Annotated in this window: 18 protein-coding genes; 13 read left to right on the plus strand and 5 right to left on the minus strand. The window is 63.5% G+C overall.

Going from position 1 to position 19,095, the window contains the following annotated elements:
* The first annotated feature begins 10 nt into the window (after positions 1-10).
* From HALRU_RS07350 to HALRU_RS07395, 10 genes are all read left to right on the plus strand, one after another.
* Complete coding sequence (locus tag HALRU_RS07350; RefSeq protein ID WP_015300767.1) at positions 11-493, plus strand: YbaK/EbsC family protein; 483 nt, start codon at positions 11-13, stop codon at positions 491-493.
* A gap of 187 nt (positions 494-680) precedes the next feature.
* A complete protein-coding gene (locus HALRU_RS07355) occupies positions 681-1,811 on the plus strand; it encodes a metal ABC transporter substrate-binding protein (protein WP_015300768.1) in 1,131 nt (376 codons plus the stop codon).
* Positions 1,804-2,544 carry a metal ABC transporter ATP-binding protein gene (locus HALRU_RS07360; RefSeq protein WP_015300769.1) on the plus strand — a complete coding sequence of 247 codons (741 nt, stop codon included), beginning with the start codon at positions 1,804-1,806 and terminating at the stop codon, positions 2,542-2,544. Before HALRU_RS07355 ends, HALRU_RS07360 begins: the two co-directional genes overlap by 8 nt.
* A gap of 2 nt (positions 2,545-2,546) precedes the next feature.
* Positions 2,547-3,725, plus strand: coding sequence for a metal ABC transporter permease (locus tag HALRU_RS07365; RefSeq protein ID WP_015300770.1), 1,179 nt, complete (start codon positions 2,547-2,549; stop codon positions 3,723-3,725).
* 139 nt (positions 3,726-3,864) lie between these two features.
* A complete protein-coding gene (locus HALRU_RS07370) occupies positions 3,865-4,554 on the plus strand; it encodes a cob(I)yrinic acid a,c-diamide adenosyltransferase (protein WP_015300771.1) in 690 nt (229 codons plus the stop codon).
* 114 nt (positions 4,555-4,668) lie between these two features.
* Entirely contained in the window at positions 4,669-5,409 is a 741-nt protein-coding gene (locus HALRU_RS07375) for an ABC transporter ATP-binding protein (protein WP_015300772.1), read from the plus strand.
* The gene (locus HALRU_RS15640) at positions 5,406-6,917 is read left to right on the plus strand and encodes a hypothetical protein (protein ID WP_015300773.1); all 1,512 of its coding nucleotides are present in this window, start codon (positions 5,406-5,408) and stop codon (positions 6,915-6,917) included. The genes HALRU_RS07375 and HALRU_RS15640 overlap by 4 nt, the downstream gene beginning before the upstream one ends.
* 174 nt (positions 6,918-7,091) lie before the next feature.
* Positions 7,092-8,699 carry a cobyric acid synthase gene (locus HALRU_RS07385; protein WP_015300774.1) on the plus strand — a complete coding sequence of 536 codons (1,608 nt, stop codon included), beginning with the start codon at positions 7,092-7,094 and terminating at the stop codon, positions 8,697-8,699.
* Positions 8,700-8,843: 144 nt separating this feature from the next.
* The gene (locus HALRU_RS07390; protein ID WP_015300775.1) at positions 8,844-9,536 is read left to right on the plus strand and encodes a hypothetical protein; all 693 of its coding nucleotides are present in this window, start codon (positions 8,844-8,846) and stop codon (positions 9,534-9,536) included.
* A 102-nt stretch (positions 9,537-9,638) separates the two neighbouring features.
* Entirely contained in the window at positions 9,639-9,893 is a 255-nt protein-coding gene (locus HALRU_RS07395; RefSeq protein ID WP_015300776.1) for an MTH865 family protein, read from the plus strand.
* Between the two features lie 139 nt (positions 9,894-10,032).
* Here HALRU_RS07395 and HALRU_RS15645 read toward each other — a convergent pair whose 3' ends face one another.
* Entirely contained in the window at positions 10,033-10,209 is a 177-nt protein-coding gene (locus HALRU_RS15645) for a hypothetical protein (RefSeq protein WP_015300777.1), read from the minus strand.
* 232 nt (positions 10,210-10,441) lie between these two features.
* On the opposite strand from HALRU_RS15645, the gene HALRU_RS07400 reads away from it, so the two are divergent.
* The gene (locus HALRU_RS07400) at positions 10,442-10,840 is read left to right on the plus strand and encodes a hypothetical protein (protein ID WP_015300778.1); all 399 of its coding nucleotides are present in this window, start codon (positions 10,442-10,444) and stop codon (positions 10,838-10,840) included.
* A gap of 47 nt (positions 10,841-10,887) precedes the next feature.
* Positions 10,888-11,631, plus strand: a complete 744-nt coding sequence (locus HALRU_RS07405) for a hypothetical protein (protein ID WP_015300779.1) — start codon at positions 10,888-10,890, stop codon at positions 11,629-11,631.
* Between the two features lie 149 nt (positions 11,632-11,780).
* Here the strand turns inward: HALRU_RS07405 and HALRU_RS07410 are convergent, their stop codons facing one another.
* The 4 genes from HALRU_RS07410 to HALRU_RS15650 all read right to left on the minus strand — a co-directional run bounded on the left by HALRU_RS07410 (position 11,781) and on the right by HALRU_RS15650 (position 15,175).
* Positions 11,781-12,143: a winged helix-turn-helix domain-containing protein gene (locus HALRU_RS07410; RefSeq protein ID WP_015300780.1), complete on the minus strand. Its 363-nt coding sequence runs from the start codon at positions 12,141-12,143 to the stop codon at positions 11,781-11,783.
* A gap of 239 nt (positions 12,144-12,382) precedes the next feature.
* On the minus strand, positions 12,383-13,276 hold the full coding sequence (gene otsB, locus HALRU_RS07415) for a trehalose-phosphatase (protein WP_015300781.1): 894 nt from the start codon (positions 13,274-13,276) through the stop codon (positions 12,383-12,385).
* 26 nt (positions 13,277-13,302) lie between these two features.
* Positions 13,303-14,871: an alpha,alpha-trehalose-phosphate synthase (UDP-forming) gene (locus HALRU_RS07420; protein WP_015300782.1), complete on the minus strand. Its 1,569-nt coding sequence runs from the start codon at positions 14,869-14,871 to the stop codon at positions 13,303-13,305.
* Positions 14,872-15,004: 133 nt separating this feature from the next.
* On the minus strand, positions 15,005-15,175 hold the full coding sequence (locus HALRU_RS15650) for a hypothetical protein (protein ID WP_015300783.1): 171 nt from the start codon (positions 15,173-15,175) through the stop codon (positions 15,005-15,007).
* 415 nt (positions 15,176-15,590) lie between these two features.
* Here HALRU_RS15650 and HALRU_RS07425 point away from each other — a divergent pair, with 415 nt between their 5' ends.
* Complete coding sequence (locus tag HALRU_RS07425; RefSeq protein ID WP_015300784.1) at positions 15,591-18,860, plus strand: helix-turn-helix domain-containing protein; 3,270 nt, start codon at positions 15,591-15,593, stop codon at positions 18,858-18,860.
* Positions 18,861-19,095 lie beyond the last annotated feature (235 nt).

The raw sequence follows: 19,095 nt of genomic DNA on the forward strand, positions 1-19,095 counted from the left end.
TCCTCAGCGCATGCACGAACGCGCCGAGTCGTTTCGTGAGTGTGCGAGTCGGAACTACGACCTCGATCCGGACGTCGTCGAATTCCCCAACGGGACGAAGACGGCGGCCGACGCCGCAGCGGCGATCGGCTGTACCGAGGCACAGATCGCCAGTTCGCTCGTATTCGACGTCGACGGGGCTCTCGTCGTCTGCATTACGAGTGGGGCAAACCACGTCGACGAAACGGCGCTCGGTGACCACTTCGAATCTCCTGCTGATACGGTCGAGATGGCCGATCCGGACCGAATCCGTGAGGCGATTGGCTGGGTGATCGGGGGCGTTCCGCCGATCTGTCACGATACGACCGTACCGATCGTCATGGATCGAAGCCTCCTCGGCTACGAGACGGTGTGGGCCGCTGCAGGAACACCGTCGGCTGTCTTCTCGATCGATCCGAAGCGGCTTCGAACACTGACGGATGCTACACCGATCGACGTCACCGCTGGATCGTAGAGAGCCGCTCACAGTAGCGATTCGACTCGTGATCAGTTCCGGCGGTGATTTCTCCGCCGCCCCAGCTCAACGACACCACCTAGTCTTTCGCCCCAAATTAACAACCAGGGCGAAACAAATGGCTGGGATTATTAAATCCTGGCCGTAGAATAATAACACTTTTTACAAGGGCGGTCCACGGTGATGTATGGACCGTTCACGACGATCGATCCTCTCGATCGGTGCCGGATCGATAGCAACTGCCGTCGCGGGTTGTCTCTCCGAATCCGACTTACAGGGTTCGGAGGGGGGATACGCGGCGTTTTTCACCCTCCAGGACTGGGCGAATGCTGTCGGTGGCGACCACATCACGTTCGAAACGCCGATCGACGTCGGTGACATGGGGCACGGCTGGAGCCCGAGTTCGGACCTCATAACGGAGCTCGGAACCTCACGTGTGTTCATCTATCTCGATTCGCCGGCGTTCTCGTGGGCACAGGATGCGGCCGACGTAATCGAACGTGATTACGACGACGTGACCCTCGTAGACGCGCTCGACGGTCTCGATCTTCTAGCGACGGATCACGAGATCACTCACGACGACGGACACCACGAAGACGGCGAACACGATCACGATGAGGGAGACGATCACCACGAAGACGGCGAACAAGATCACGATGAGGGAGACGATCACCACGAAGACGGCGAACACGATCACGATGAGGGAGACGATCACCACGAAGACGGGGAACACGATCACGATGAGGGAGACGACCACGCCGACGAGCACGATCACGGCCAGTACGACCCCCACGCCTGGGTAGACCCCGTCAGGGCCACGCAAATGGTCGAAACGATTGCCGACGGACTCGCCAGGGTCGAACCCGATCACGAGGACTCGTTTCGGGAGAACGCCGCGGCATACACCGACCAGTTGGACGACCTCGATCGGCAGTTCCGGACGCTCGTGTCGGATATCGGCGGGCCGATCGGCGTCCTCGCAAGTCACGATTCGTTCCGGTATCTGCAGGACCGGTACGGGTTCGTCTTGCACACGCCGGCGGGAATCTCCCCCGACCAGTCACCAAGTCAGTCGGAGATCGCGGAGACCATCGACTTCGTCGATTCGAACGGGATCGAGACGGTCCTGTACGATCGATTCGAATCGGACAGACTGGCCCGGACGATCGTCGAGAACAGCGATGCGACGTCTACTGAGGCTATCTCGCCGGCTGCGGGAACGACCGAAACGTGGGCCGAAAACGGCTGGGGGTACGTCGAGCAGATGGCGGAAATAAACGTCCCAGCTCTCGAAGCGGCACTGGTGAGCCGTGACTGACGTCGTGCACCTGGAGAACGTGAGCTTCTCCTACGGCGAGCAGCCCGCGGTGGCGGACGTGACGCTGTCCGTCGGTGCCGGCGAGTTCCTCGGTTTGATCGGCCCGAACGGCTCCGGGAAGACGACGCTGTTACACCTGCTGCTCGGCCTCCTCGAACCCGATTCGGGCCGTGTCGAGCTGTTCGGCCAGCCAGTCTCGTCGTTCGACCAGGGGGAGCGAATCGGCTACGTATCCCAGGGGGCGACGGATCGGGCGGAGACGATGCCCGTCACCGTCCGGGAAGTGGTACGGATGGGACGGTTCGCCCACGCCGGCCACTCGCGGCTCGCTGAAGAGGACCGAGACGCGGTCGACGCCGCGCTCGCGACCGTCGACATCGAAAATCTTGCCGAGCGCCGGATCGGATCGCTCTCGGGCGGTCAGCGCCAGCGGGCGTACATCGCTCGCGCACTCGCCTCCGAGGCCGACTTGCTCGCGCTGGACGAACCGACGGTGGGCGTCGACGCAGAGTCCCGCGACGCGTTCTACCAACTGCTAGCATCGCTGAACGACCGTGGCATCACGATCGTCCTGATCGAACACGACATTGGCGTCGTCACGGATCGTGTGGATCACATCGCCTGTCTCAACACGCAGCTGTATCATCACGGAGATACCGAATCGTTCGTCGAGAGCGACGCACTCGCGGATGCCTACGGTGCGTCGGGGCGGATCGTCCAGCACCACCACTGACTATGAGTGAACGCACGGAAATCGAAACCGACGACGCGCCAATCGACGAACAGCGTGAATCGGGACGGGCTGACAGTGACCCGACGGCAGACAGTGACCCGACGAGCGGTCGCGACACTCACGCAACGGGAAACGAGCCGACGACGCGACGAGAACCGACAGCGGGGGCGTCCACCACGGGAATCGGGCTCGTCCAGCGGATCGGACTCGCGGCGACGGTGGTCCTCGCGATCGTCCTGACCGGGTTCGTCGTCGCGTACTGGCTCCGCTCGTATCCCCTGCTGGGAGACGTAGCCACACAGTACGTCTACGTTGGCCAGCACATGGACCAACTGCTGGGGACGAACGTCTTTCGACACCCGGTCATGTGGCAGTCGGTCGCCACGGCGGTCCTGATCGGAATCGTTGCCCCGCTCGTGGGCGTCTTTCTCGTCCACCGCGAGATGGCGCTCATCGGCGAAACTCTCGCGCACACGGCGTTCGCTGGCGTCGCGGTCGGCCTCTTGCTCGGCGCGACGACCGACTGGCAGGCGTCGCTGCTCCTGTCCGCGCTCGTCGTCGGAATCGGTGGTGCACTGGCAGTGCAGTGGCTGGCCGAACGGACGGATGCCTACGGCGACGTGCCGATCGCGATCATGCTCACCGGGAGCTTCGCCGTCGGCACGCTCGTCATCAGCTACGGACGCGGATTGACGGCCGTCAACGTCGAGGAGTACCTCTTCGGCAACCTCGCCTTCGTGACTGGCGAGGGTGCCCGACTGATGGTCGTGTTGACGATCTTCGTCGTCATCGGTGTCGCATCGACCTACAAACAACTCCTGTTCATCACCTTCGACGAACAGGCCGCCCGCGTGGCCAGGCTGAACGTCCGCGGCTACAATGCCTTGCTCGTCGTGATGACTGCAGTCGTCGTCGTCGGTGCGATGCAGGTCCTCGGCGTGATCCTCGTCGCGGGCATGCTCGTCATCCCGGTCGCCGCCGCGACGCAACTCGCCGAGAGCTTTCGGGAAACGCTCTCCCTGTCGATCCTGTTCGGCCAGGCGGCGGTTCTCGGAGGGTACGCCCTCGCGATCTCCCAGTCGCTGCCACCCGGTGGGTCGATCATCGTCGTCGGCATCGCGTGCTACCTCTTCGCGATCGGCTGGTCCGGGTCGTCACGTCGCGGGGTGCGGATGCACTAGGCCGGTTGCTGTCTTGGCGTCTTCCCGACGAACGCGTCGAACATACGTGGCAGACTGCCGACTTCACTGGCTGGGCCACCACCCGGTCACCGACAGCAGAATCGAACAGTTTCATGAGCACCCGGTCCGGAGCGTCGGTATGGGATCTACCGAGGAAACAGAAAATTATCCGCGGGACACGCCGGGGAAAGGTGTGACACCGACTGCGGAAGCGATCGAGCCCGCGGCGCCCGACGAGTTCGGCCTGGTCCAGGTCTGGTGGGGTGACGGTAAGGGCAAGACGACGGCCACGCTCGGCATGGGAATGCGCGCGGCCGGCCACGGCTACCGGGTCCACCTGCTTCAGTTTATGAAAGGCGGTGCCGAGAGCGTCGAGGCCGTCCGCGGCGAGTACAACGCTATCGCGGCTCTCCCGGGGATCAGTTTCGAGAATCTCGGTCACTACGGCTGGCACGGCATGGCCGACGGCAGCGACGAGGCCGACCACGAGGCACAGGCACAGGCCGGACTCGAACGGGCTCACGAACTGCTCGAGGGGGCTCACCAGGCCGATCTAACGGCACCGCTCTCCTTCGACGGTGACCCAGACGACGGCGTACACATGCTGATTCTAGACGAGGTACTCTACGCCGTCGCGATGGGCCTGATCGACGAGGATGACGTTCGCGAACTCGTCGAGTCGAAACCCGATGGGCTCGAACTCGTCCTCTCCGGCGGGCACGAACGGCCGGCGTACCTGGACGAGCTGGCCGATCTGATGACGAACGTCCGAAAGGAACACCACCCTATCGACGACGGACAGCGCGCCCGCAAGGGAACCGAGTACTGACGTGCCGCTTGGCATCGAGTGATTCGGTACGGGTCGCTCCGGGAGCTTGGTCCGATACTCGAATCGCCGGTGCCAGTACGATTATACGAGTGGTCTGAGAATTCATCCTGATCGATGAGTGCAATCCGAGTCAGGGATCTGACCAAGTCCTTCGCGGGTGTCGACGCCGTATCGGGGATGGGGTTCGACGTCGACCGTGGCGAACTGTTCGGCTTTCTGGGTCCCAACGGGGCGGGTAAGACGACCACGATCAAAATCCTGACGGGCCAACTCAGGCCGGACTCCGGTGCGGTCGAAGTGGACGGGACTGACCCGTCGGTCGATCCGATCGAAACGCGTCGCCGGGTCGGAATCGTTCCCGAGGGAGGGGTGCCGCCGAGTTTCTTCACGCCCCGAGAGTACTTTACGTACGTCTCCAGACTGCGCGGACTCGAGTCGGAAATCGTCGAGCGGCGGATCGACGAGTGGGCCGACCGGCTCGGCCTGCAGGACCGTCTCGAGACGATCCACACCGATCTCTCTCGCGGCCAGCAACAGAAGGTGATGATCGCACAGGCGTTCCTGCACGAACCCGACGTGGTCTTCATCGACGAACCACTCGCCAACCTCGACCCGCTCGTTCAGGAGCAGGTCAAACGGCAACTCGCCGATTACGTCGACGACGACAACACCGCGTTCCTCTCGACACACAACATCGACGTCGCCGAGGACCTGTGTACACGGGTTGGGATCGTCGCCGACGGGCAGATCGTTGCCGAACGAGATCTCGATACCGCGGACGAACCGCTCCTCGACGTCTTCCTCTCGACCGTCGACGAGGCACAGCCACGCGACGTCCCAATCGTCGACCGATGACGAGCTCATCCGAAGCCCCGGCCGACGGAGCGACTGAGCGCACCGGGCCGGGAGTCGGTACTGGCTACACCGAGACGCCACCGATCCGAACACAGCTCGCGGTGACGGCTCGTGCCCTGGCACGCGAAGAGTGGCGCGTGCACACGACGCTCTTCGGCGGGTACCGGTTCCTGACGATGCCGATCTTCATCACCCTCTTCGCCGGTGGGACGGCCTGGCTGCTCACCGAGACCGGGACTGCACCGGACGCCGTCCTGGTTGGCATCCACGTCTGTGCCCTCGCGTTCGGGCTCTACGCGGGGACTGCGGGGTTCGCCGGCTCGGCGATGCTCGAAGACGTGTTCGGTACGCACCAGTTTCTGCTCGGTGTCGCCGACACGTTGCCCCTTTCACGTCGGCTCTTTCTCGGGCTCTTCCTGGTGAAAGACGCCCTCTTCTACGGCTGTTTCTTCGTCCTGCCGATGGCGGTCGGGGCAGTGGGTGTCTCCGGCTTTTCGGACGCGACGCCGATCAGTCTGGGCGGTAAGTGGCTCTCGCTCTGGCTCGTCTTCGTCGGTGGCATGGCCCTGACCGTCGGGGCGATCTCGGCTCGGACGAACGGGGTGCCGACGTGGGCGATCGCCGTCGTCGCACTCCTGGCGGCTTTCGGCGCCTGGGCGAGCGGATGGCTCGATGGTGGGACCGTCCTCGTCACCGCTCACTCACCGGGTTCGATGGCGATACTCGCACTGTCGACCGTCCTCGTCGGCTCTCTCGCACTGGCTGCGTACAAGCCGACGCACGTCCCACCCTCTCGAACGGCCCCAGAGCGGTTCGACGGGATCCGACGGCTGCTCCCGACGGACGATCCGCTCGTCGCGAAGGTGTTGCTCGAACTCGGTCGAAGTAGCGGCGGATTCGCGAAACCGTTCGTCTCGGTCGGTCTCCTGTTCGGGCTCGTCGCCGGATCGCTGGGGATCGTCGAATCGATCACGGGTGTCGCCCCGGCGCCGGGCATCTTCTTCGGTGGCATCCTCGGCGTCAGTGCTTTCACCACGTACAACTGGCTGACGCAGTTCGACGACGTGTCCGACTACCTCGTGCTCCCCGTCTCGGTCGTCGACGTCTTCCGGGCGAAGCAACTCGCGTTCCTCTTCGTCGGCCTCCCGACAGCAGGACTGCCGTATTTACTTGCAGTCGTGTGGTTCGACGCAACGCTCCTCGACGCGATCGCGGGCGGCGCCGTGCTGGTCGGCTACTCCGGGTACTACTACGGACTGACGGTGGCGCTGGCCGGCTTCTCACCGAACGAGTTCCTCTTCGACGGCGGTCGGTTCGCGGCGTTCGGCGGGGGTGTCGCCATCGTGCTCGTCCCAACCTTACTCGCCGCGTTCGTCCTGACGCCACCGTCCGCACTCTCGACGGTGGTTCTCGTCTGTGCCAGCGCGCTGCTGGCCGGTGTCGGGTTCGTCCTCTCGACCAGGGCGGCGACGTACTGGGCCGATCGTTCGATGGCCGGTACCGCCTGAACAGCGCGGTCATTTCTCCGTTTCGCCCGACCGAGTCGGGTCGACCGATCGTTGCTCGTCTCGCTCGTCGCGATTATCACGAGAGTCGCGTGAGTCGAGACGATTGCGCGCCAGGGCGACTGTCACGGAAATCGGTACGACAAAGCGTCCGGGCGCCAGGGGATCAGGTGACGAATGACGGAAACGGTACTGGTGGCCGGAACGGCGAGCCACGTCGGGAAGTCGACGGTCGCGACCGGTCTCTGTCGACTGCTCGCGGACCGCGGGTACGCGGTCGCCCCGTTCAAGGCACAGAACATGAGCACCAACGCACGGGTGGTCCTTTCCGGGTCGGCTGTTGGCGACGACGCAGGCATTGATCGTGTCGATCACCACAGCGAGGGAACCGACGAGTCGTCGGTTACTGCAGCTCCCTCGTCCGCACAGTGGGGAGAGATCGGTGTTTCACAGTTGGTCCAGTCGAGAGCAGCGCGAACGACGCCGACGACCGACTCGAATCCGGTGCTGTTGAAACCGCGTGGAGACGGCGAGAGCCAGCTGGTGATCGATGGTCGGGCCGTCGGTCACTTCGAAGCGGGAACGTACTACGAGCGCCACTGGGAGACGGCCCGCGATGCGGCGATCGCCGCCCACCGCCGGCTGTCACGCGCGGCGGACGTGATCGTCGCGGAAGGCGCCGGCAGTATCGCGGAGATAAACTTACACGACCGGGACCTCGCGAACATCGAAACCGCCCGGTTCGCGGACGCGAAGATCGTGATCTGCGCCGATATCGAACGCGGTGGGGCGTTCGCGAGTATCTACGGAACGCTCGAACTCCTCCCGGAGGACGTTCGCGATCGTGTCGTGGGCGTCGTCATCACGAAATTTCGCGGCGATCAGTCGCTGCTCGAACCGGGAATCCGGACGATCGAAGCGCGCTGTGACGTGCCGGTGCTCGGGGTAATTCCGTACGAGGAGTTCGACCTGCCCGAAGAGGATAGTCTCGGGCTGCCCGACGAGACGACGGTGGCTGTCCGGGGAGCTGATGACAACGTGTCGGCCGACCACAGTGTCACCGTCGCCGTTCCGAGGTTGCCCCGACTCTCCAATGCCGCCGACGTCGACGCACTGGCGGCCGTCCCGGGCGTTCGGTGTGTGTTCGTCCCGCTCACCGACGCCGGCTGTGACCGACTGGCAGGCACCGACGCCGTGGTGATCCCGGGGACGAAAAACACCGTCGACGACACTGAGGCCCTCGTCTCCTGTGGGATGGGCGACGCAATCCGTGCGTTCGACGGACCCATCGTCGGGATCTGTGGCGGCTACCAGCTACTCGGGCGGCGGCTCGTCGACGCCCAGCACGAAGGAACCGGGTCGGACCGGCTCGTCGAGGGACTCGACGTCTTGCCGGTCGAAACCCGATTCGGACCCGACAAGCAGGTCCGTCGGCGCCGAGTCTCAGTCGATGGTGCCGGACCGATCGCGGCTGCAACTGGCACAGCGACGGGGTACGAGATTCACGCAGGCGAGACGAGTCACCTGCAGTCCATGGACGAACCGTTAGAACCCGGAAGCGCCGTCCGTGGATCGGTGCTCGGAACGTACCTCCACGGCCTGTTCGATACGGACCAGGTGAGATCGGCGTTCGTGGAGGCCGTGTATCGTGCGTCGGATACCCCACGGCCCAGCGGATCAACGGATCGTGCGTCACCGTCAGATCCGTACGATCGTGTTGCAACCGTCCTGGCCGAATCCATCTCACTCTCGCCCATCGTCGAGGAACTCTCACCGATACGGTGAGACCGACGTTCATCGACACCGTGAGACGAATCGATCGGTGACTACTGGGGCGACAGGCGCACGATTTACGAGATTCGAATCGGCGCTCGATACGGCAGGAAGGTTAATGCAGGTATCCCGACGATATCTCGTATCGGGCTCTGTATGATCGGGACTGCTCCTGCAGTAATTTTCGATAGCTTTCCCTGGTGGATCGCCAGACCGATCCTCTACGTACTCGTCCTCGGGACGGGGATGGCCCTGGACGAGACCTACGTCAACCGAACGACCGTCCTGGCCGGCGCCCTCGCACTCTCGATCCACAGTCTGACGACGGGCGGCGTCTGGGCACCATTGGGACTGTACCTCGACGTCGGCCTCGTGCTCGGGGTTTACGGGCTGTACGCGTACGTCGTCGATGCGTACGTCCCCGGCTGGTTTCGCGCCGCCGCGTTCATACTGTACTCGCCCCTGTCGATCGCGTTGATCCTGCTGTTTCCCGATATCATCTTCATCGTCTCGCTGTTGGTCGCGGGCTACGCGAATCTCCAGTTGCTCGCCACGCTCCATCCGGTCGAACCGTACTACTTCGGTCCCGAATCGCCGGACGCGTCCGCCCGTGCAGCATCGGCAGCCGGCGCTCCAGATCCGGTCGAGCGAGCTGACGGCTCCGTTGGCGGCGGCCTCGGAAGTATCGCGAGTGAACTGGGGAGCCTCACGGGGACCAGTTCCGAAGAGGAACCTGCCCAGTCGACGACTCAGTCGGCGAGTGACCGTGACGCCCGGCGAGACCCGGATCGATCCGGCGCTCCACCCGACGATCGAGGCGTTCTTCCCGCGTTCATGCGTCGACTGTAGCGCTCTACGGCTGGAATCGTGCTCCGTGAGCGGTACCGTCACCGCCGTGGAGAGTCAACTACCCCATAATTTATTATTTATGCGGCGGAAGTACCGCCTGCAATGGCAAACGAAGACGAACTCCGCGAGCAATTCACCGACGCCTTCGAAGGCGCATCGTACCCCGTCTCGAACCCAATGGACCTCGTCCCGGCACTGCCGGACGGTCCGGCCACGAAGTTCGAGTCCGGTGACTTCTCCATGACGGCGATGGAACTGAACTCGAAGACCGCGGGCGACGCCGACTTCCCCTACGATTCCGTCGACAATCTCGTCGACGACCTCATTCAGGGCCTCAAAGACGACGACTACCTGTAGATCGTCGACCTCGATTTTGGCTTCGCTGCGTAGCGCTCGCATCGAACTGATCGAGTGCAATAGACACGGTAGCGAAGCTCACCGCCCGTTCGCATCCTGGCCATCTCAGTGAGTCAGCCGAAGACGTCGCCTCGGCCGATCACGCCGTCGAGTGGACGACGATGTCCTCGCTCCCACACGCCGGGCACGACGTGGTCGTCGTCTCGACCGTCGTCCCACACCGTCGACACTCGTGGACGTCCTCACTGTCAGCCGGTGAACCGCCGAAGATCTCTCGCACAGTGTCGAGCATCCCAGTCCCATCGAGGCCTGCCATCCCGACAGCTAAGTATCTTTCTGGATGACTCACTTCGCGTGAGGATACTATTCGTCCCGGTACGATCGACTGTGTAATTGTTCGGTGCTCGAGAGAGGCTGCTACAGTGATGGTCGGCACATCCGCCCCGTGAGACGCTCCGTCCGGGGTCGTGAACCGAAGCCGGCCGCGTTAGTCGATGGACCAGTTGCGCACTTCAACGATTCGTATGTCCACCCGTCGGCAAACGTGAGTGTCGGTCGAACGTGACTCTCGTGAGAGCTGGACGACCGACACGACGTTCTCGCTCGAGTTCGAGCCAACTGGGGAGACCGTCACCGTGAGCGCACTACCGGAGTGCTTCGTGACCGAATCGGGTCGCTACCTGACTCGCTGGCAGCTCACGCGTTCGTTCGAAATCGGCATACTGACCGCTCGTCTCTCGGCCGACGACGAGCAGATACTACTCGCAGAACGAGCCGAGGGAACGGCCGTGACGATCGTTCGCTGTCCGTGGGAGGCGCTCCCGACCCACGTCGAGCTTCGCTCGGACGGAACCCGTGTCTGGATCGCCGACCGACGCCGCACACACCCGGCAAGCCAGGCTACCGTGTGGCCACCGGCGTCACCACGAGTCGGTGATAAGGTGTGAAGATATTCACCATCGGTGTTCAGTAGGATCGATCGAAACGTTCTCCCGTGAACCGTCGAACCGCTCTCGGGGCGCTGGGGACGGCCATATTCGTTCCCGTCGTCGGGTATTCGTCCGCTCGGGATGGATCGACCGTTTCGGTTCGATTCTGGCTCACTCCTGGTGCGGCCCGGTACACCGGCCTCGAGGGCTGCGTCCGACGACTGCTGCGTCGAGGGCTGGCGTTCGATCACTGGACAGTCGAGGTCACTGCTGGTGGTGTCGTCGATATCGGGACGGAGAGTGCAGCCGAGACGATGCGAAGCGGGCGGTGGCCAGGTGCCGTCGGTGCCGGGATCGCCGGCGTCCGTGACGTCGATCCCGTCTGGGACGTCAATCTCCTCGTTACCGACGGATCGCTGGCCGACTCGCCATCCGGATACGGTGTTCCACACGTCGCGGCAGTCGGCGGTGCGTCGGCCCTCACGACGGTCGAACTGGACGGGAGCTTCGACGAGCCGGTCCCTATCACGGATGCGACGTTCGCGTCACAACTGGTGTTGCACGAAGTTGGTCACGCGTTCGGGCTCTCTCACGAGGATGGCAGCCGATACGAGCGATCCGGTTCGAGCGTCGTAACGCCGATGCTGTCGCTTTACGGGTGGCGACGCGAGCAATTGCCCGAATCGACGTGCGGTGGGCCGGTCACTTCAGGTCCACCAGCGGAAGGTAAAGACCGGCAACTGGATCTCACGTTCAGTGACTGTGCTCGGCGCTCGTTGCGAACGTACGATGGAAACCACCTCGGCTAACCGCTATACGGATGAGCGGACGCTCTCGATCGGGGGGAGCGTCGGCCTGGACGAACGAGCGAGCGGCACTGCGCACAAGTCAGTGACCGGTGTCGGGCGACGAGTGCCGCCAGTACCGTTACGAGAGCGTCGGTAGTGACGCCAAGTTCTCAGGAGTCGTCGTCCGGCTTCTCTGACTCGCCGCGTGCGAAGCTGGCCTGTGGCGTCGCGTCGGTCGCGCTCGCACTGGGGCCCGAATCTGCACGCTCGAGGAGGGCTTCAAAGTCCTCGACTTCGTCGTACTCGTCCTGGTGCATCAGCGCGCGCTTCCCGAGGTTCGAGATCTCGTACAGGCCGGAGCGTTCGGCCGGACCGATCTTGTCGACGAGGCCGTAGTCTTCGAGGACGGGGAGTCTCGTGTTGATGTTCTTGCGGCTCTTTCCGGTGTGGGAGGCGAGGTTCGTGGCGACGTTCCGACCCCTGTCTGCGAGCGCCTCGAGGATCAGAAAGTCAGTTGGTTGACGGAGTTTCATGAGCGTGTTCTGTATCCTACCTAGCTTTCCGATGGTAATAAACTCTTTCGGCTAGTAGCCGCGCTATCGGACAATCGGGAGCGCCAGCGAAGAGCGACTCGATAAATTGCTATCGTGTTCGCACATTTTTGAACAGTCGTTTACTCCCGGTTCGCTTCGTGAAACTCGCCATCTCGTCGTCGATCAGTACCACAGTCCCGCCATGTGGTGACTCCATCTCCAGCGATTGACTGTCTTCACTATCCGGAGGCCACTGTTTTACTCGAGATGGACCCCGCGAGCCGATCGAGGAACGCTCGCACCGTGCTGGGTGATTCCGTTCGATACTGCGCCGCCGATCGCGTTCGTTCCCCCACTCGAACGCCGACGTCGGACCGTCGGAGGGATCGAAACGCGTCCTCGTCCGTCGTATCGTCACCGCAGACGAGGACACGCGTGCCGCTCGGCTGTTCGCTCCGAAGGAGTTCGACGGCGTCACCTTTCCCCCACTCGATGGCCGGGCCGAACTCCACGATCTCGTCGCCGTGGCTCAGCGACAGCCGTTCGTCACCGACCCGCTCGACGACGTCGACGGTTAGTCGCCGACAGAGCTGGGCGACTGGCGCTGGAGCGGTTCGGTAGTGGACCGTTCCGGTGAGGCGTTTCGACTCGACGCGGACGTTCGGAAGCGGAGCGAGAACCGTTTCGAGCGTCGCGGCGCAGGCCTCGATACGCGGAATGGCTGCCGCAGCGAGGGGATGGACGACCGGCCGGGAGGCACCGGCCACCGAATCCGTCGGTCCAGAGCGGTCCGATCCGCGCGTATCCGCCGAGGGACGATCGAGCCGTTCGAGTCCATGATTGCCCACGAGCGTGACTGGCAGTTCGACTCTGGATCGCAAATCCAGCACTGATCGGCCACTCACGATCGCGACCGTCACGTCCGGCGCTTCGTGCAGTCTGGCGAGGACCTGTTCGGTGCCAGGTGGGAGTGTTGCCTCGTCGGGATCGTCGACGATCGGCGCGAGCGTTCCGTCGAAATCGAGACAGCAGAGAAGATGTGGGCCACTACGGAGTGTCGAGATGACCTCGGCACGATCACGGTCCAGCGGGTCGGGATAGCCGACCGCCGTTCTGTCTCTCCCTCCTGTCATGGATCCGTCCGTCTCACGGGTCGCGTTTAGATCCCGTCTCCGGAATATTGGGTGGAGAGTACCGACCGATCGTCCGATCGCTCGGCGAAGGCGTCGAACTGAGCGGCCATCCACCACTCGAGCGGTCGTTCGAAGACGCGTGTCCGGAGGCGGCGCATACGGCGTCGCCGGTCAGCGTCCGGAGTCGTGAGGGCACGGTCCATCGTTCGCCAGATCGATTCGACGTCGGTCGGATCGATGGAGAACGCGTCGTCACCCAGTTCGTCGTGTGCGCCGGCACGTTCGCTCAGACAGAGCGCGCCGGATTCGTCCACGCTGGCTGCGAGGTACTCTTTCGAGACCAGATTCATGCCGTCACACCGTGAGGTGACCAGCATGAGATCCGCGTGGCGGTAGAGTGCCGACAGCTGGTCCCGCGTGAGGTACGCTTCGGAATAGACGATCGGCCGCCACGAATCGGTCGCGAATCGGTCGTTGATCCGCTCCACGCGCTCTCTGACCGCTTCCCCGTACGACGCGTACGCGGGAATGTCCGTCCGACTCGGCGTCGCCGTCTGGACGAACGTGAACGATTCCAGCCATCGGGGCTGATTTTCGAAGAGTGCTTCGATCGCATCGAGTCGCGCGACGATCCCCTTCGAGTAATCGAGTCTGTCGACGCCTAAACCGAGGTGTTCCGTCGTCGGGATGGAGAGTGTCTCGGTGACAGACTCGAATACCATCGCATCCGCTGCGTGCCCCCGTTCTTCGTGTTCACTTGCATCGATTCCCAGGGGGATGGCGCGGACGTGTGTCTCGGAACCTTCGTACGTGACGATGCCATCCTCGGCGTCGACACTGGCACCATCGACGAAGTACCGGACACAACGTAAGAACCGCTCGACGAACCGATCGACGTGAAACGCGAGGACGTCGTTCCCGAGCAGCCCTTCGAGTATCTCTCGCCCCTCTGGACATCGACTGAACAGTTCGGGTTTCGGCCACGGAATATGCCAGAACTGCCCGATCGTCGTCGAAGACGGGACGCGATCGCTGATCATCGCCGGTGCGAGTGCCAGGTGGTAGTCCTGTACCCAGACGAGCGTCTCGGGAGTGGCGTGGGCCGCCACTCGGTCGGCGAACCGTTCGTTCACCGCCCGGTACCCATCGTAATCGCCAGTTCGGATCGAGATCGCGTCACGAACGCCGTGACAGAGCGGCCAGAGTACTCGATTGCTATAGCCGTTGTAGTACGCTTCTTTCAGTTCGTCGTCGATCCAGACCCGTTCGACATCGTACGCCGGGTCCTCGGGCGGGACGGGCACACGATCGTTCTCGTCGACGACCGCCCGATCGGCCGAGCCATCTCCCCAGGCGATCCAGGTGCCGCCGACGCGCTGCAAGACGGGGTCCAGTGCCGCGGTGAGTCCGCCGGTCGGTCGGTCGACTTCGATATCGCCGTCTGGCCCGTACGTGTGTCGGTACGGTTGTCGATTCGACAGTACCACGAACGACTCGAACGAGTCCAGTGGCGCCGCCCACGCCGGCCTCGTCTCGTCCTCAGTTTCCTGCGTCGCTGTCGGTACCGGATCCGTTCCGTACGCGAAATTTCCCATTCGGGTGTGTCCACATCGCCACCGGTGGTTCTCTCCGCGCTTGCACATGCGTGGTCGACATACCATGGTGGGGAACGAACGCACAATTCGTCGCACTGTTCGACACCTTGCACGATACTGATCGACCGCTAATTCAGTAGAAGTAGAGTTCGAGTTCGTGCCCACAATTTCGACACGACATGTCGTGACCGCGAAGCGTCGCGTCGGACACGTCGTCGGTCGACTGGAGCCCGGGACCGTTCGGCACCGTCGCGGTGACGGGCGTCTCGCACGCTGGACAGCCGATGCGTAGTGGTGCGGCCATAGAACGTCACCGCTGACACCGCCATCCCACGTAGTTACTGTCCACCAACTACCAGTGGGAGTCTCGCAACGACTGCTAGCCGAATCACCAACTTCCAGGTAGTCGTTTCAGCGTCGGTTCGATGGTTCCCGACCCCGCTACGTTCGAGTTGGCCTGGCTCCGTCGATCGAATCACCCGAGAGTGAGAAAGCGTGAGTGAGCGAGGGATCGGGTCGAGTGGAGCGAAAGCGCAGGTATGGGGCACTTACCCTTCGAAACAGTCACGAGATGTTACGTTGCCGACCCGAAACCTAGCAGCGTGGACACGTCCGACTCGAGTGAACCGCGATGTCGACGGCCACTTGCTCGGACGTTCGGCGACCGAAGCCGACCGCAAGCTTCCGAATCCGGGTAACAGGGCGGTAATTGGGACGCTATGAACGATCTGCCAGACCAGGTACCGACGACGCGTATTCGGGCCGTCCTCGTCGGCGAGTCAGCCGACGTGGCCCAGCTCGGCCGAACCCTCTCTCGCGGGGAGACACTCGTCTCGGTCGCGGCCGTCCCGACCGCTGATGCCGCCATCGGGCAATCAGAACACGCAGATTGCCTGGTTACCGATCCTGAACACGTCGAGATCCTCGTCGCAGCTACGGACGTGCCGATCGTCTCGGTGTCGTCCGACGACGCAGCGCCACTCGAAGAGGGCGCGGCCGACGTCGTCTCGCCGAGGGCCCCGGTGAACGTCCTCGAGACCCGCATTCGAAACGTCGTCGACGCCCGAACGGGAGACCGTGACCGCAGCGCGCGGATTCACGGAATACTGGAGGCGAGTGGATCGGCGATCGTCCTTTCGGACGCAGATGGGACGATCGAGTGGGTGAGCGAGTCGGTTGATCGACTGTTCGGCTACACGCCCGCCGCACTCGCGGGCACCACTATCGAGTCGCTCGCCATCGAACCGGATCGGGAGACGCTGGGACAGCACCGAATCGCCGTTGCCGACGGCGACGCTGACGAATTCAGGCGGACTACCGCTCGTATACGTGACGGGACCGGTCGGCTGAGTGAGTGTACGGTCGAGGTGCGAAACCGGTTATCAGACCCCAGCCTGAATCGACTGGTCTGGACGATCGCCCCCATCGACGGACGACCGAGCTGGCGCGAAGGATTCAGTGCTGACGTCGACGCTATCGACGACCCGATCCTCACGCTCGACGACGAGTGGATCGTGCGACGGGCGAACGAGGCAGCGCGAGGAGCGTTCGCGGTGGCGGAGAACGGGTCGATCGGCGATGAGGGAAGTTCGATCGGTGACGAGCGGGAGCCGGTTGGCCACGAGTTCTGGACACTCCTGTCCCCGGCGACCGTCGATACGTGGTTCGAACGACTGGCCGAAGCCCGTGCCAGTGATTCGACGGTCTGGTTCGACGTCTCTCGACCCGACGACGGCGTCGATTCGGTCGTCGCCTATCCAGGAGACGGCTCGCTCACGGTCGTCGTCCACCGCCGGGACGCCTCGCCGATCGATCGGTATCGAGCAGAACTCGAGCGGACGACGGGGCTCTTAGACGAGATGGCCGACCCTGCCGTCCTCGTCGACGACGGACGAATCACCGCGGCGAACGCCGCCGTCTTCGAGTACACGAGTCACGCGACCGTCGTCGGTCGGCCGACCGAGACACTCGTCGGGGATCGAATCGCCTCGGAAATCACCGCTCGGGCTGGCGCACCGGTTCGACGGGTCGACCCGATCGAGTGGCGCCCGTCAGTGGACGGTCGCGAACACGTCGTCTTGCTCACCGTCGGCACGGTCGCGGACGACCAGACAGCCGTCGTCGGCCGGGACGTAACTGACGAAAGGCGGCTGCTCGACGGCACTCGCGAACTCGGCGAGACGATCGACGCCGTCGAATCAGTCTCGACCGTCGAAGCGACCCGCCGGACCCTTCTCGCGGGAATCGTCTCGGTGACGGGAGCGACAGTCGGCGGCTGGTATCGTCGAGACGGTGACCGACTGTCGCCACGAACGAGTATCGGCCCGACCCAGACAGAACGAGCACCGACGATCACCGTCGCGACGGAGCGAGTGAACGAGATGTTCTCGGATGGACCGACGAGACTTCCCCGATCCGTCCGCGTTCCCATTACCGCAGCGACGACGATGGCTGGACCGCTCGCGATTCCGGTCACCGACACGGACGTGATCCTCGTCGGGACGGTCGGTACGGACGGAGAGGCGATCGACACCGAATCAGCCTCGGCGGAATCGCCACAGAACGGACAGACAGCGTTCGACGCCGGATCCGAGGGCGAGGGTGGTGATCTCGTGGCCCGGTATTCGGCCGATGACTGGCTCACACCGACAGTCGGCCCCGGGCCGGAACGAACTGTCGAACGCGACGCGTTCGGCTCGTTGTTCCGATCCGTCGTTCACCTCTCGCTGGCCCGAGCCCGTTGTCTCGACAAGACGCGTGAACTGACGGCATCCGTCTCGCTCGGATCCGAATTGCGCGATCGGGTGGTCACACTCGCCGAGCACCGTGAATCCACGTACCGTAAACTGACGTCGGCACGGACTCGACAGGCAGTCGAACGGGCGTTGTGTGACTCGATGGCCGACCTCGATGCCGTCAGCGCGTGCTGGCTCGTGGCGGGGGACGCAGACGAGCGACACGTTCGCGAGGCTGCAGGGTCGGTCGCGCGATCCGAGAGCGGTGTCGATCCAGCCACCACCGATTCGTTCGACCTGCTCGTCGAACGAGCACTGACGGCGGGAGACCAACAGATCGAGCGGATCGATTTGGCACGAACCGACAGCGGTAGTCGGCCGTCAGCAGCCGAGGGGCCGGTACGCATCGCGACCCCGTTCGACGATCCGACCGGCCCGGCGACGGTTCTCGTCGTTCAAGCGTCGATCCACGACGAATCGGTGTTCCCGGAATACTGTACGGAACTCGTGACCGTCGTCGGTCTCGCGATCGATGCGATCACCGCCCAGCGTGCACTCCACGCCGACGACACGCTCGAAGTGGAATTGAGTTTCCCCACCGCGACCGACGACCCACTGACGCGACTGGTAGCCGAGATCGATCGATCGCTCACCGTCGATTCGGTCGTGCTCACAGACGATCACGTTACCTCCTATCTCACGGTAGCACAACTGGACGAAGCGTCGTTCGTCGCTGCCGTCGGTGACGTCTCGGCGACGACGCTCGTAAACAGCTACGTCGGGGAAAACGGGACGTTACACGCCGAAATTGCCGTCGAAGAGAGTGAGTTGTTCGAGCTCATCCGCGCGCACGATGGCGTCCTTTCTGGGCTGTCACCACGGGACGACCGACTGTCGCTCCGTCTCGAACTACCTGCGACGCGTGACGTCCGTGGACTCGTCGATTCGATTCGAGCCACATTTCCGAACGCGGAGCTCCGAGCGCGACGGCCGGTTTCCCCGCGAGGGCCGGATCAGCCCGTCGGGACACTACTCTCAACACTGACGGACCGTCAACGAGAGATCCTCCGGACCGCCTACGCGGCAGGCTATTTCGAATCGCCGCGCGAGCGCACCGGTGAAGAGATCGCCGAGACGCTGGGTATCTCACAGCCGACGTTCACTCGTCACTTCAGGGCGGCCGAGCGAACCATCTTCGGGACACTCTTCGATCAGAACTCGGGAGAACCCAGCGAAGAACGTGGGGTCGAGTGATGAACGAGAAAGTGTGTCCGTGTGGGCTGCCTGGATGCATGAATTGCTGTTTCCGCTGACTTGACCGGGTAGTGACACCGTAGACTCGTTCTCCGACGCCGTCGCCACGGTCTATAGCGCGGCTTTCTGCCCCTAATCGGGCATTATCACTGACGTCCGGGTGATAATGGTGGATTGCCGTTGCCCCCACTGCACCGTCGGCGGCCGGCAGATGAATACAACTAGCCCCATCCTG

The organism is Halovivax ruber XH-70, from assembly GCF_000328525.1.
In the GTDB taxonomy this organism is placed as follows: domain Archaea; phylum Halobacteriota; class Halobacteria; order Halobacteriales; family Natrialbaceae; genus Halovivax; species Halovivax ruber.

Bases quoted from the DNA above. Each gene is read 5' to 3' on its own strand.
- HALRU_RS07350 (WP_015300767.1), top strand. From the start codon at position 11: ATGCACGAACGCGCCGAGTCGTTTCGTGAGTGTGCGAGTCGGAACTAC.
- HALRU_RS07355 (WP_015300768.1), top strand. From the start codon at position 681: ATGGACCGTTCACGACGATCGATCCTCTCGATCGGTGCCGGATCGATA.
- HALRU_RS07365 (WP_015300770.1), top strand. From the start codon at position 2,547: ATGAGTGAACGCACGGAAATCGAAACCGACGACGCGCCAATCGACGAA.
- HALRU_RS07370 (WP_015300771.1), top strand. From the start codon at position 3,865: ATGGGATCTACCGAGGAAACAGAAAATTATCCGCGGGACACGCCGGGG.
- HALRU_RS07375 (WP_015300772.1), top strand. From the start codon at position 4,669: ATGAGTGCAATCCGAGTCAGGGATCTGACCAAGTCCTTCGCGGGTGTC.
- HALRU_RS15640 (WP_015300773.1), top strand. From the start codon at position 5,406: ATGACGAGCTCATCCGAAGCCCCGGCCGACGGAGCGACTGAGCGCACC.
- HALRU_RS07385 (WP_015300774.1), top strand. From the start codon at position 7,092: ATGACGGAAACGGTACTGGTGGCCGGAACGGCGAGCCACGTCGGGAAG.
- HALRU_RS07390 (WP_015300775.1), top strand. From the start codon at position 8,844: ATGATCGGGACTGCTCCTGCAGTAATTTTCGATAGCTTTCCCTGGTGG.
- HALRU_RS07395 (WP_015300776.1), top strand. From the start codon at position 9,639: ATGGCAAACGAAGACGAACTCCGCGAGCAATTCACCGACGCCTTCGAA.
- HALRU_RS15645 (WP_015300777.1), bottom strand. From the start codon at position 10,209: ATGGCAGGCCTCGATGGGACTGGGATGCTCGACACTGTGCGAGAGATC.
- HALRU_RS07410 (WP_015300780.1), bottom strand. From the start codon at position 12,143: ATGAAACTCCGTCAACCAACTGACTTTCTGATCCTCGAGGCGCTCGCA.
- otsB (WP_015300781.1), bottom strand. From the start codon at position 13,276: ATGACAGGAGGGAGAGACAGAACGGCGGTCGGCTATCCCGACCCGCTG.
- HALRU_RS07420 (WP_015300782.1), bottom strand. From the start codon at position 14,871: ATGGGAAATTTCGCGTACGGAACGGATCCGGTACCGACAGCGACGCAG.
- HALRU_RS15650 (WP_015300783.1), bottom strand. From the start codon at position 15,175: ATGGCCGCACCACTACGCATCGGCTGTCCAGCGTGCGAGACGCCCGTC.
- HALRU_RS07425 (WP_015300784.1), top strand. From the start codon at position 15,591: ATGAACGATCTGCCAGACCAGGTACCGACGACGCGTATTCGGGCCGTC.